At 62.8% G+C, this 12,361-nt stretch carries 13 protein-coding genes; 5 read left to right on the forward strand and 8 right to left on the reverse strand.

Annotated features, from left to right (window positions below):
* The 4 genes from ccsA to ACFCU0_RS06680 all read left to right on the forward strand — a co-directional run.
* On the forward strand, positions 1-672 hold a 672-nt coding region (ccsA, locus tag ACFCU0_RS06665; protein WP_434972887.1), incomplete at its 5' end, for a cytochrome c biogenesis protein CcsA.
* 50 nt (positions 673-722) lie between these two features.
* Positions 723-1,061, forward strand: coding sequence for a CcmD family protein (locus ACFCU0_RS06670; RefSeq protein WP_434972888.1), 339 nt, complete (start codon positions 723-725; stop codon positions 1,059-1,061).
* A gap of 52 nt (positions 1,062-1,113) precedes the next feature.
* Positions 1,114-1,533, forward strand: coding sequence for a cytochrome c maturation protein CcmE domain-containing protein (locus tag ACFCU0_RS06675; RefSeq protein ID WP_434972889.1), 420 nt, complete (start codon positions 1,114-1,116; stop codon positions 1,531-1,533).
* Between the two features lie 60 nt (positions 1,534-1,593).
* Positions 1,594-2,022: a DUF1499 domain-containing protein gene (locus tag ACFCU0_RS06680; protein WP_434972890.1), complete on the forward strand. Its 429-nt coding sequence runs from the start codon at positions 1,594-1,596 to the stop codon at positions 2,020-2,022.
* A gap of 144 nt (positions 2,023-2,166) precedes the next feature.
* Here ACFCU0_RS06680 and ACFCU0_RS06685 read toward each other — a convergent pair whose 3' ends face one another.
* The 8 genes from ACFCU0_RS06685 to ACFCU0_RS06720 form a co-directional block, all read right to left on the reverse strand.
* On the reverse strand, positions 2,167-2,622 hold the full coding sequence (locus tag ACFCU0_RS06685; RefSeq protein ID WP_434972891.1) for a site-specific integrase: 456 nt from the start codon (positions 2,620-2,622) through the stop codon (positions 2,167-2,169).
* Between the two features lie 249 nt (positions 2,623-2,871).
* On the reverse strand, positions 2,872-3,801 hold the full coding sequence (locus tag ACFCU0_RS06690) for a T9SS type A sorting domain-containing protein (protein WP_434972892.1): 930 nt from the start codon (positions 3,799-3,801) through the stop codon (positions 2,872-2,874).
* A gap of 678 nt (positions 3,802-4,479) precedes the next feature.
* Positions 4,480-5,868, reverse strand: coding sequence for a magnesium transporter (gene mgtE / locus ACFCU0_RS06695; protein ID WP_434972893.1), 1,389 nt, complete (start codon positions 5,866-5,868; stop codon positions 4,480-4,482).
* Between the two features lie 138 nt (positions 5,869-6,006).
* Positions 6,007-6,792: a 16S rRNA (adenine(1518)-N(6)/adenine(1519)-N(6))-dimethyltransferase RsmA gene (gene rsmA / locus ACFCU0_RS06700; RefSeq protein WP_434972894.1), complete on the reverse strand. Its 786-nt coding sequence runs from the start codon at positions 6,790-6,792 to the stop codon at positions 6,007-6,009.
* Between the two features lie 352 nt (positions 6,793-7,144).
* Positions 7,145-8,251, reverse strand: coding sequence for a vWA domain-containing protein (locus ACFCU0_RS06705; RefSeq protein ID WP_434972895.1), 1,107 nt, complete (start codon positions 8,249-8,251; stop codon positions 7,145-7,147).
* Between the two features lie 209 nt (positions 8,252-8,460).
* Entirely contained in the window at positions 8,461-9,111 is a 651-nt protein-coding gene (locus ACFCU0_RS06710) for a DUF1684 domain-containing protein (RefSeq protein ID WP_434972896.1), read from the reverse strand.
* Positions 9,112-9,241: 130 nt separating this feature from the next.
* Entirely contained in the window at positions 9,242-10,483 is a 1,242-nt protein-coding gene (locus ACFCU0_RS06715; RefSeq protein WP_434972897.1) for a tetratricopeptide repeat protein, read from the reverse strand.
* A 312-nt stretch (positions 10,484-10,795) separates the two neighbouring features.
* Positions 10,796-11,407, reverse strand: coding sequence for a biotin transporter BioY (locus ACFCU0_RS06720; protein ID WP_434972898.1), 612 nt, complete (start codon positions 11,405-11,407; stop codon positions 10,796-10,798).
* Positions 11,408-11,714: 307 nt separating this feature from the next.
* Between ACFCU0_RS06720 and ACFCU0_RS06725 the strand changes: the two genes are divergently transcribed.
* Positions 11,715-12,361 (forward strand): ABC transporter ATP-binding protein (locus tag ACFCU0_RS06725; RefSeq protein WP_434972899.1); only part of this gene is annotated, 647 nt, incomplete at its 3' end.

Below are 12,361 nucleotides of genomic sequence, written 5' to 3' on the forward strand. Positions count from 1 at the left end.
GCCGTCCGTGCGTTCGTCGTGCTGACGTTGACGTACGTGATCATCGCCGGTCTTCTGGGTACGATCCCGCAGTTGTCGATCCTGGAGGAGACGGCGCGGAACCTCTATTTCCACGTCCCGATGTGGTTTTCGCTGATGGGACTGACGGTGGTTTCTGCGTACCACTCGCTTCGCTTCCTGCAAACCGGTGACCTCCTGCGGGATGTTCGGGCCCGCGAAGCCGCCCGCGTCGGGATGCTTTTCGGCATCATCGGGATCACGACCGGCATGATGTGGGCCCGGTTCACCTGGTATGAGGGCACAAACAAGTGGTGGAACTTTGACCCGAAGCAGTCGATGGCCGCCATTCTCCTGCTGATTTACGGCGCCTACTTCGTTCTCCGCTCCGGCATCGACATCGCGGAGAAGCGGGGACGCATCGCGGCCGTGTACAACCTGTTCGCCGTCGTCACGATGCCCTTCCTGCTCTACGTGCTTCCCCGTCAGATGGACAGCCTGCATCCGGGCGCGGAGGGAAGCCCGACGTTCAGCCAGACGGACCTCGCCCCGGCCATGCGCTGGATCTTCTATCCCGCCGTCCTCGGGTTCTTTGGACTCGCGTGGTGGATCTACACCCAGCGCGTTCGCGTGGCCTGGCTGGAGGACGACGCTCGCGACGAACCCGACCTCTGACCCGTCGCCGCCCCGCCTGCTCCGAATTCCGCGCGTCACATCCCCGTTCGATGACGATTCATCCTCTCCCCGATTCCGCCGTTCCCCATACGCTACCGTTCGCACGGATCGATGCCAGCCCGGACCCGGCCCAGCAGGATACCGTGCCGGAATCCGACACCGGCCTCGCGATCCGGGAGGACGAAGCGGCCTTCGATACGGCATGGACCACGGAGAGTGATATCCCCACCCAAGAGCCTCAGGGATTTGAGAAGACGATGACGGCCGACGGAAAAATCCTGGTTGTCCTCGCCGTCGTCCTCATCATCTGGATCTCCATTCTCGCCTTCCTCTTCCGGACGGATCGACGCATTCGTTCGCTGGAACGCGAAATCGAACAGGACCGTTAAGCGTATCCGACGCCTCAATGGCTCGCCCCACTGCACGACCCTCGCTTCTGTTATGAAAATCAAGACGATCCTCGGCGTTGTCGCCATTCTCGGCTTCGGCGGAATGCTGTTCGCCAACTTCGGCTCTCAGGTGGGCGGATACCAGAACTTCGCCAAGGCGGAGGCCACCGGTACCCGGGCCCACGTCGTGGGCACCTGGGCGGAAGACCTTCCGATGCAGTACGACCGGCAGGAGAACGTCTTCATCTTCCACATGCGCGACAAGAACGGGACGGTACGCCGCGTGCGGTACGCCAACCCGAAACCCGCAAACTTTGAAGAAGCGGAAGAGGTCGTCGTGGAAGGCTACGCCGGAGACGACGCGTTCATCGCGGAGAGCATCCTCGTGAAGTGCCCGTCGAAGTACAACGATGCGCGCGGCCTCGACTCGACCAAGGCCAATCCCGCCGCGATACCGTCGCGTAACCGCTGACCCGTCTTCGCCGATCGCGGCCCTCGCCCGTCCGACGACGTCCACCCCATCGCTCTCTCGATGACGTATAGGTTCGTCCGACCGCCTCTCGTCGTGCTCGGTGCCCTCCTCCTCTCTCTTCCCTCTTACGCCCAGCCCGTGGCCGACTCGTCCCCGCTGCAGCCCTGTCCCGATACCCCGAACTGCGAGGAGACGCAACGGTCCTACGACACGGATCCGGACACGCTATTTTCCGCCACGCGGGCGGCACTGAACCGGCTCGGCCCGGCCTCGATCGAGACCCAGGAGCGGGCCCGTACGGCCCACGCCGTTTACCGGGTGGCCCTCGTGTTCAAAGATGACGTCCACGTTGCCGTTACCGCCGGCGAGAGCACGGGCAGCACTCTCCACGTCCGCAGCGCAAGCCGCGTCGGGTACAGCGACCTCGGCGTCAACGCCCGGCGGGTCGAGCGCTTCTTCGACGCAGTTGACAAGGCGCTCCCTCAGTAACCGTCTATCCACGCTGTCCGGAAACGAGGCATCTTCGCACAGGAAAGGCTCTCCGAATCGTTCGGAGAGCCTATTCTGGTGAAAAGAGGTGCCCGTGAATGACCGTGCCCGAGGTGCCCCGTGCCGGCGATGGAGAGCCCCCGGTTATTCCGTCTCTGGCGTAGCGTCTTCGACGTCCCAGAACGATCGTCCACTCGCATCTTCCGATGACGCACGGCGGCGGCGATGTACGCGGGTATAGTCGTCGATCGGACCGAGCGGAGCGTGCAACACCTTCTCGTGGAAGAACTGCAGGGCGTCCAACGCCTGCTCCTGATCCGACGGCGAAATCCCGGAGCGACGCGCCAGGTGCGTCAGGAATGCGGTGACGTGCCGGTCGTCCAGCATGCCGAGCGGCTTCGTCTGGTAAAACCGAACATACCGCTCAACCCAGTTGATGTACGCGGGCTCGAGATGCGGCTTACGATCGCCGGCACGATAGGTCGAGCGGACGATACGGATGAGACTGGGAAGATCGCGGAGCGACGCGGAAATCGTTCGCAGGGCTTCAATCCTGGAGCGCTCGTCCGCATTCAGCGCCGAGTTCAGGAAAGCAGTCATAGCAGTTGGAGACCGGTTGGACGAGGGGGGATCGTCCCGCCGGACGGATATCCGCACCGACGGGTAATGAATCTACGATCCGGTGCATGTGCCCCCTTTAGCAATTGGCGCATCTCGCTGTAATCCTGCCCACCCCCTCTCACCCCGAGATCCTTCCTGTTGCCGGTGCACCGCTTCTACCGATGCACCCCCACCGCCCCGCACCGGGCGACCAGGGCGCGCGTGTTGAAACACCCGATCCACCCGGATCTACCGGACGATCGTGATGCGCTGCACATCGCTTCCCGCATCGGCGGTCGTCCGGACGAAATAGGTGCCGCTCGGTAGGTCCGCACCTCGAATCGCGACCCGTTCGGCCCGCCCCGGCGTCACCGTCCCGTCGAAGAGCGTGCGAACGCGCTGGCCGAGCAGGTTGAATAGCTCGACCCGTACCGGCGACGCGCTGTCGACGCTGATGTTGACGGCGGACTCGCCCTGCACCGGATGCGGAGCCGCACCGGAGACAGCCAGCCCGTCGACGCCAATGTTGAGCGAAAGCGCCTCGCTCAACTCGCTCGCCCCGTCAATGTCGTACTGGCGAAGCCGGAACCGGTGCGTGCCGGGTTCCAGATCGGCAACCGTGAAGCGATACGTGGAGCGCTGCGTCGTCGTCCCGTTCCCCTCCACCGAGCCCGCCGGCGAGAATCCGGCACCGGGCGCGGCGTGCTCAACCACAAACCGGTCGTTGTTCGTTTCCGAGAGCGTGCTCCACGTCAGCACCGCCGAGCGGCCATCCGCGAGCGCGTCGAACGCGGCGAGTTCGACGGGGATGGGTGTAGTGGGTCCCTGTGTGATTGACAGATCATCGAATATCAGATTTTGAAACGATGCAACAACCCCATTTGCAAACCCGATGGATTCGAGATCACCAACACCGCCGGGAATGCTCACCTGCTCAACATTGGAGGTCGTACCGGAAGACTCATTCTCTACAAATATCTCGATATCCGAGGTTGAGTTCGTCGTTATATCCAAGCTGACCTTGTAGATGTCTCCGCCATTCAACGGAAAATCTGCTCCACTACCATCGGAGATCGCTTCCAGTCCATTGCCAACGTCGTACTGCCATATTCCGGCCCCACCTGTGCCGAGAAATAGCACCTCTCCGTCATCCCAGGCAGTCTGTCCCGAGGAGGCCATTGAGCTCACGTTAAACCCCGCAACCTGATCTGCTCCTGGATTAAGGTCAAACCGGATGCGGAATTCGAGACGGTATGTGTCTGTGCCCGTAAGTGAAACCGATCGAGTGATTGCATAGCCTGTACCAGAGGATCCGTCATCTGAGAAGATGGCAAAGCTCTGGCCACCACCAATCAAACGATTACCTGACTCCAAAAAAGTCCCACCGGAATCATTCGTCCCGAACGATTTGGCCTGAAAGCCGGAATCCCATCCTGTGCCCCCATTCGTTCCTTCAAATCCACCGGAGTAGCTCTCTGCATCGTCCTGCGCAATTTGCGTTTGAGCCTGGGCTACTGTCCAGCTATTCAGCAGAACGAGCGTCAGCACAACCACCCCGATCCTCCATATCGTATCCCGTCGCATCATATCCATCCCCCTGTTGTCCTTGATGATGGCGCGCGGCAGCGCTTCCAACCCCGCGCATTTACAGATTGGATGAAGTTTCGGGGATCACGACGGAAATGTCAAGAAGTTCAAGATTTCGGGTTCCGAGTTCTGGGTTCCGAGTTCTGGGTTTCGGGGGCTGGGTTGCGGGGGCTGAGTTCCGGGGTGCTGAGAACATACATATCTACACACATACTCATCCTTTCTCCCCCTCTCCCTTTCTCCCCCTCTAACCCGTCCCCCGTTCCCCCTTCACAGGTAAATATACGAGGCGATGAGGAAGTAGATGGTCAGGCCGAGGATGTCGTTCAGGGTGGTCACGAATGGGCCCATGGCGCTCGCGGGGTCGATGCCGAACCGGGTCAAGATGAACGGGATCAGCGCGCCGTTCGTCGTGGCGGTGATGCTGATGGCGAGCATGGTCAGGCCGAGGGTCGCGACGAGCAGGCCGGGGTCGCCCAGGTTGAACACGGCAACGGCCGTACAGAGAAGGGCAGCGACGACCGCACCGTTGAGCATGGCGACCGCAACTTCCTTTCCGACGCGGCGGAAGATGTCGTCCACCCAGAGCTCACCGCTGCTGAGGCCCTGGACGGCGATGGCAGCGCTCTGCACCGCCGCGTTGCCCCCCATGGCCGTGACGATGGGAATAAACGTGGCGAGCACGACGGCCTGTTGCAGGGCGCCTTCGAAGGTCGTGATCACGCTTCCGGAGAGGCCGGACCCGACCAGTCCCACAATCAGCCACGGAAGGCGGCCGCGGCTAATGCGGAAGATGGTGTCGGCGGTGCCCTCGTCCCCGGTCAGGCCGCTCATGATCTGGATGTCCTCTTCCGCCTCATCGCGGATCACGTCCACCACGTCGTCGATCGTGATGCGCCCCATAAGGCGACCGTGCTCGTCGAGGACGGGGACGGAGACCAGATCGTAGCGCTGCACGATGCGGCCGACCTCCTCCTGATCGACGCCGGTGTTGACGGAGATGAACTCCGTTTCCATGACGTCGCGCACGAGGGCGTCGGCGGGCGACAGGAGCAGCTGCTTGAGCGAGAGCACGCCGACGAGCGTTCCATCAGCATCGGTGACGTAGGCCGTGTAGAGCTCGTCGACTTCTTCGGACGAGCGGCGCACCTGCTCGGTCGCTTCCGCGAACGTCCACTCGGGGCGGATACTGAGAAACTCGCGGGCCATGAGCCCGCCGGCTGTTTCCTCGCCGTAGTCGAGAAGCTCGGTGAGGTCCTCGGTGTCTTCGAGTGTGGGGAGAAGATCGAGGGCGACCTGCTCCGGCAGGTCGGCCAGCACGTCCGCGGCGTCATCCGTGTCGAGCGCGTCGAGAAGCTGGGTTAGGTTGTGCTGCGGCAGGTCTTCAAGCAGCGCCGCACGGAAGGTGTCGTCCAGTTCGGCCACGGTGTCGCCCGCGATATCGGGTGGCAGCCACCGGAGCAGGCGGCGCGCCTCATCGAAGGGGACGTGGCGCAGGAGCAGGGCGATGTCGGCCGGATAGAGGTCGGCGACCAGGTTCAGCACCATGCCGCGCTGCCCGTGGGTCAGAAGCGCGGTGATGTCATCCACCAGGCTGGCATCGACCTCAAGCAGGCCGGCGGGACGATCGTCGATGGGAGTCTCGGGCGCGGCGGGCATGCAGTTGAGCGGTTTGCAGGAAGGCTACAGGTCGCGGAGGGGCGGCCGGAGGGGCGGCCGGAGGAGCAGGGAGCCGATGGCGGCCACGCCATCCTACCGTTTGCCCGATCAAGTCGTGCCCGCGTGGAGTCGCGGCGGCTATTCTTCTCCTCGGAGATAGCGGGTGAGGTCGGCGAATGCCTCCGGCGACAACGCCTCCGCGCGTTTGCGGCCGACCTCTTCGGGCAGATCGCGGTCCTCGGTAAAGGCACTCAGGCTATTCCGGAGCATCTTGCGGCGCTGGTTGAACGCAGCCTGCACGACGGGCCGGACCGCATCAAGCGACAGGCCTTCGGGCTCTTCCGACGCGTCGAAGGTTACGTGCAGAACGGCACTCGTCACGTCAGGTTGCGGGTAGAAGACGTGGCGCGAAACGGTAAACGCGTACCGGGGGCGAGCAAAGAGCTGCAGCAGCACGCTCAAGATTCCGTACGCCTTGGTCCGCGGCTCGGCAACGATTCGCTCCGCCACTTCCTTCTGCATGGTGAGCACCGCTTCGGCCACATGCTCGCGGGCCTCGAGAAGCGCGAACAGGATCTCGGTGGTCAGATAATACGGCGTGTTGCTGATCACGTGGAGCGGCCCGCCGCGCTCGTCGGCGACAGCGGCCCAGTCGACGTCGCGCACGTCCATTTCCCGCACGTCTACGCCGGGCAGCGCGCCCCGGAGGACCTCCACGGCCCGCTTGTCGACTTCCACGGCCAGCAGGTTGTCATATTTGGCGGCGAGGCGCTCGGTTAACGCCCCCGTCCCGGCCCCAACCTCGACGACCGCAGCCTCGGGCGGGGCCTCGAGTGCATCCACGATCTTGGCGATCATGTTGGGGTCGTGGATAAAGTTCTGCCCCAGGCTCTGCTTGGGACGGAAGGGGACGCGGTCGGGCATGGGCGGTGGAGGGTTGAGGCAGTTGCTTCGCGGGGCTCTGCGGGGGTGGCAACCTGTCGGGTTACGAGTTACGGGTGATAAGGGTGGGTGCGGTCGGGGCGTTGGAGGCTTTGGTAGGTTTCGCGTTCGTCCTTTTCACGTTACTCGGTGTAGCCCTGAATGTGGCGTCGCGCCGGGAGGCTGGTACCGAGTACCGGGTTGTATTTAGCTGAACGTCAGACACAGCACCCGGCGTCCGGCATGCAGCACTCGGTACGAAGCACTCTGAATTCTTCACTTTGAACCCGGAACTCCTAACCAAAAAAGCCGCCCGGATGGGACGGCTTTCGGATAGGGAATACGAACCGGCAGTCTATCGGATGCGTTTCCGCCGGTTCCGGACGTAATCTTCGAACAGGTACTCGCCGAGGTTGTCAAGGTCGGCGTAATAGGCGCGTCCGTGGTTGGCCTCAGTTAGTTCGCGAACGAAGTTCTGCAGATACGGGTCGCGGGCGATCATGAACGTCGTAATCGTGATCCCCTCGCGGCGGCACATCACGCCTTCGTCGAGAACCTTGTTGACGATGCGCCGGTCCAGCCCGAAGGCATTGCGGTACATCTTGCCGTTCTCGAAGTGACAGCTGGGCTTGCCGTCGGTGATCATGAAGATCTGCTTGTTCCGGTTCTTCCGACGGTGCAGGATGTCCCGTGCCCGCTGCAGACCGGCCCGGGTGTTAGTGTAGTACGGGCCGACGTCGAGATAGGGGAGATCCTTGACGCTCACCTCCCACGCCTCGTTGCCGAACGCCACCACATCGAGTGTGTCCTTCGGGTAGCGCGTCATGATGAGCTCGGCGAGAGCAAGCGCCGTCTTCCGCGCCGGCGTGATGCGGTCTTCGCCGTAGAGCACCATGGAGTGCGACAGGTCGACCATCAGAACGGTCGCCATCGTCGACTGGTGATCGGTTTCGTGGACGCGAAAGTCGTCCTCGGACAGGTTCCAGTCCTTACCGATGCCCGATCGTTTGAACGAATTCGAGAGCGTGTTGGTCACGTCCAGGCGATTGACGTCGTCGCCGAACTGCCATCGGCGCGTCTCTGGAAGGCGTTCGTCCCCCTGCCCGATGTGCGGCGTCCGGTGGGAGCCGCGCCCGTGCTTACGCAGCTGCGAAAATACGTCCTCCAGCGCGGATTGCCGGATCGTGCGTTCAGTGCGGGCGGTGATCTGGACCGTACCGGATTCCTCGTCGTCTCGCAGGTACCCCCGCTTCTTCAGTTCGTCGATGAAGTCGCCGATCCCCTCCTCGTGTCCCTCCGTCAGCCCGTACTGATCGTCGAGCTGCGTCAGCCAGTTCAGCGCCTCCTGCGCGTCGCCCGCCGTGTGCTGAAGGAGCTTCTTAAACAGGTCGTACAGCTGATCAAACAGCGGCTGCTCGCTGCCGTGACGCGTGGGGTCCCAGTCGGTATAACGGAAGCGCATATCCAGTCACTCTCCCCGTGTATCGTAATGAGTCGTCGCAGAATCAGTACGACTCGCCCTCAAGCTTTGTTTGCAACGGATACGAATGGGTTCAGCGCTGATCGTTCGGCGGATCGATTCAACCGAGTCCCCGTCCAAGCGAAGCCGCCGATCGATCACCGAAACGCCCGACGAGAAACAACTCTGAACCCTGAACCCTGAACGTTGAACTAAAAAACCGGCTTCTTCTCCCCGACCGGGACGTCGAAGGGCAAGGCGTTGGCATCGGGCGGAATCGGGCAGGCGTAGCGTGGGTTGTAGGCGCAGGTGGGGTTGTAGGCGGTGTTGAAGTCGACGATCACCGAGTCCGTGCCGGCTCTCTCAAGATCCACGTAGCGCCCGAGTCGGTAGGTAGGTCCGCCGTTGGTGGCGTCGGTAAACGGGATCCACCACTGGCCGCGGTCCTCGCCCTCGGTGACCTCGAAAACCGTCAGCGTATCGGCCTGCTGCGGAAAGTTGATCGAGACGGTCCCAACGCGCACCTGTGCCGCCACCCCCCCCGTGCTTTCAGCCATCATCACCGTGTCGGGCCGGGGCCGCCGGTCGACCGGACGCACGAACCGGTACGTGCTGTCGATGTCGTAGTACTCCAGCCCACGAAACGACTTCCGCTGCTTGGCCGGGATGACGCTCCGGTCCCCCCGCATCTCCATGTCCCGGGAGACGCGTTCGTTCGTGATCCGGTCGGTGTAGCTTTTCTCCGACGACCGATCGTCACAGGCGGTCAGCAGGCCTGCGGCTACGATGACAGCGACAACCAGGCACACCGGCCGCAGCGAGATTCGACCGGGGAGAATGGCGCTGGGGGATGCATCGACCATTGGTTGTGCGTCAGTTTGTCCGGAAATACGACGTTCATCGTGTACGCACCACCTCCGGTCGGCCTCCGCGTACACGTCAATTTCGCAAATGGCCACGCGAGACAAGACCAGATCGCCCGTCTCGTCCGGTTCACTGGCCGTACGGATCGTCGAGGTACCGCTCGGCCTGATCGTGCGTGTTTGCGTAGTCATCCAGCCGAAGCACCATCCGATACCGATTGACGGCCAGATCGCGACGCCCCTGCCCATCGTACGCCATTCCCTGATACAGATAGCCGAGCGCCTTGAACTTCGTGTCAGTATTGCCCTCCCGGCTCGTCAGGCCTTCAAGCGCGGCCAGATGCTGCAACGCTCCGTCGAAGTCGCGCCGAATCATGCGCTCTCGCGCCAGATAGTAGCGCGCCACTTCCGCCATGTGGTGGTTATAGCCGGCCTGCCCGGCAGCATGCCGGTCGACCACCTCGGAGAACACATCCTTCGCCTGCTTCCAGCGACCCCAGCGCGCAAGGATGCGTCCGTGCATGTTGTGGAAATAGGGGTTGTCGTCGTGTCGCTTCCGCAGTTCGCCCGTGTAGCCGACGGCCTTCGAATAATCGTTCTCGTACAGATAGTAGATCTGCGCGAGGAAATAGATGGCCTCCGTCTGGATGTAGTAGCCCTCGTTGGCCGCCTGCCGGATCAGGCGCAGGCCTCGCTCCCGGTCTCCGTCCGGCAGCATCCACATCAGTGCCTTCGAGATCGGATATTCCTCCGGGATGATGGCGGCGTAGTAGTCGTACATGCCTTTCCCAAAGACGTAATCGTTGTTGTCGGGGTCCTGCTGGGCCACGTCACGCACGTACCCGATGGCGCGCTTGCCATCGAGCGTGGCCTTGAACCAGTCCCCGCGATTCGACCGCAGCCGCCCACGAAACCCGAGGGCCGCGCCCTTGAAGAAGGTCGCGTCGAAGTTGTCCGGGTCCTCATCCAGAATCTCCTCGCAGCGGTCGATCGTCTCGTTCATCGCACGGAAAAAGGCGTCGTCGTGCGACGTGTCCGGCAGGTCGATGAGGATGCGCCACCACACGTTCAGGCCGTTCAGGAACGGACCGACGGGATGGTTCGGGTAGCGGGCGTCGATCTTGTCGAAGTGCCGCCGGGCCTCCGCGAACTGCATGTTGTACAGAAGCTCGAGCCCCTTCGCCCCGTGCTCGCGCACGAACGCCGTATTTAACACAGAGTCGCCTGCGCGAGCAGCCACCGTGTCCGCCTCCGCCGGCTGGACGACCGGTGCAGCCTGGCTGGACGAGCCCGTACCCACCGCCGCCAGCGTCCCCACGACGAGAACGATAAGCAGCCGGGAAAGCCAGCGATGAATAGCAGAACGAGTCATACGGCAGATGGACCTGGCAAGCAATCGCGGATGGCGTGATACCCCGCCGAAAAACCGGCTGTTCCTACCCGCACCGCCTGCGGCGGACGAAGCAGGACGGTTTTCAGGTGTGAAGGTGTGAACGTGTGAACGTGTGAAGGTTCTCAGCGCCAAGAACCCAGAACCCAGAACCCAGAACTCGGAACTCGGAACTCGGAACTCAGAACTCAGAACCTGGAACGCTGAACCCGGAACCCGGAACCCGGAACAAAAAAACGCCCCTCCCCTGGATGGGAAGAGGCGCGGGGTCGTGCCGAAAAGTAACCGGTCGGGCTACTCGTCGTCCGTTTTCGTGGTAAAGAACGACCGCGTGCCCGTGTAGAGCAGGCCGACGCAGAGGATCTTGGCCGCATCGATCACCACGAAGCGGAGGAAGCCTTTGTCGAGCGATTGCATCCAGGTCTCGTGCCCGGCCGCAAAGTGAAGCCACACAACGCCGACACTGAACAGGACGGCCGCTCCTGCAAGCATCGACACCATTGAGCCGGAGAGCGAATTCCACCGCTCGGAGAGGGAACCGATTGCCGCTGCCGCCAGCGGGTAGGAAAGCAGGTATCCGGCCGACATCAGGCCGAGCAGGTACGACGGCCCGGAACCGTCCCCGGCAAACACAGGCAGAAACATGCCGAGCAGCAGGTAGAGCCCCTGCGCGAGCATGCCGTTTCGCCAGCCCAGATAGAGCCCGCTGCCGTACACCGCCGCGGTCTGAAGCGTGATCGGCACCTCCCAGAGGTACAACCGAACACTCGACTCGGCGGCCAGGGCCGTCAGCAGCGCAAACCCGACCACGCCGAGGGCCTGCAGCGCGGCCGACGCATCGTCGGAGCGCAGGCGATCAACCAGGGCGGATCGCGAAGAACGAAGCGAAAGTGTGTCGGTCATCATGGGGCGCAGTCGGAGATGAGATCGCGGGCGTCGAAGGAACATCCGTACCGGCCGTTGCCTCCCGCCAGCACCTGGCGCAGGAACGGAGCGAGGCCGCACCGGCAAGCATTCGGATATCCACGGTTCGTGAGCAAGAGGATACAGACAGCACGTCAAAACTTCCAGCCAGCGACCCGGTTGTCAAAATGTTCAACAGAAATCGGACACTCACCGGGTGGACCGGGTCGTACCCGAATTTTCTCGAACTCCGCTCCGGTTTGCAAGGTACATTTACGCCCTCGTTACCCGCTCGCGCCCTCCAACTCATATGCCGACGCCCTCTTCCCCTGCGGTCGATTCCCCCGAAGCTGCCTCCTCCTCGCCCGCGTCATCGCTCGTGACGTTCGACAACGTCGCCCGGACCTACGAGATGGGTTCGGAAATCGTGACCGCGCTGACGGACATCGATATCACCATCCCGGACGGACAGTTCGTCGCTCTGGTCGGCCCCAGCGGCTCCGGAAAATCGACATTTCTACACCTGCTCTCGGCCATGGACCGGCCCACAACGGGTTCGATCAACGTAGGCGACTGGGACCTCGGCTCGCTGAACCGGTCGGAGCAGGCCCGCTTCCGCCGTAGCATGATCGGCATCATCTTCCAGCAGTTTCATTTGGTGCCAACGATGACGGCGCGGGAAAACGTCGCCCTGCCCCTCATCCTGGCCGGCGTTGCACCCGCCGATCGGTCGGGACGGGCAGCGGACGCCCTCGACGTCGTCGGCCTCGGTGACCGCCTTGACCATCGGCCCTCGGAGCTGTCCGGCGGCGAGCAGCAACGCGTGGCCGTTGCACGGGCCCTCGTCACGGATCCGCCGCTCCTCCTTGCCGACGAGCCCACCGGAAACCTCGACTCGGACACCGGCAAACAGATCATCGATCTTCTCGAGCACGTCCACCGCGAACAGGGCCGCAC

The organism is Longibacter sp., assembly GCF_051155795.1.
Lineage (GTDB): Bacteria > Bacteroidota > Rhodothermia > Rhodothermales > Salinibacteraceae > Longibacter.

Excerpts from the sequence above, each read along its gene's own strand:
- ACFCU0_RS06670 (WP_434972888.1), top strand. The coding sequence starts at position 723 with ATGACGATTCATCCTCTCCCCGATTCCGCCGTTCCCCATACGCTACCG.
- ACFCU0_RS06720 (WP_434972898.1), bottom strand. The coding sequence starts at position 11,407 with ATGATGACCGACACACTTTCGCTTCGTTCTTCGCGATCCGCCCTGGTT.
- ACFCU0_RS06680 (WP_434972890.1), top strand. The coding sequence starts at position 1,594 with ATGACGTATAGGTTCGTCCGACCGCCTCTCGTCGTGCTCGGTGCCCTC.
- ACFCU0_RS06690 (WP_434972892.1), bottom strand. The coding sequence starts at position 3,801 with ATGGCCTCCTCGGGACAGACTGCCTGGGATGACGGAGAGGTGCTATTT.
- ACFCU0_RS06705 (WP_434972895.1), bottom strand. The coding sequence starts at position 8,251 with ATGCGCTTCCGTTATACCGACTGGGACCCCACGCGTCACGGCAGCGAG.
- rsmA (WP_434972894.1), bottom strand. The coding sequence starts at position 6,792 with ATGCCCGACCGCGTCCCCTTCCGTCCCAAGCAGAGCCTGGGGCAGAAC.
- ACFCU0_RS06675 (WP_434972889.1), top strand. The coding sequence starts at position 1,114 with ATGAAAATCAAGACGATCCTCGGCGTTGTCGCCATTCTCGGCTTCGGC.
- ACFCU0_RS06710 (WP_434972896.1), bottom strand. The coding sequence starts at position 9,111 with ATGGTCGATGCATCCCCCAGCGCCATTCTCCCCGGTCGAATCTCGCTG.
- mgtE (WP_434972893.1), bottom strand. The coding sequence starts at position 5,868 with ATGCCCGCCGCGCCCGAGACTCCCATCGACGATCGTCCCGCCGGCCTG.
- ACFCU0_RS06685 (WP_434972891.1), bottom strand. The coding sequence starts at position 2,622 with ATGACTGCTTTCCTGAACTCGGCGCTGAATGCGGACGAGCGCTCCAGG.
- ACFCU0_RS06715 (WP_434972897.1), bottom strand. The coding sequence starts at position 10,483 with ATGACTCGTTCTGCTATTCATCGCTGGCTTTCCCGGCTGCTTATCGTT.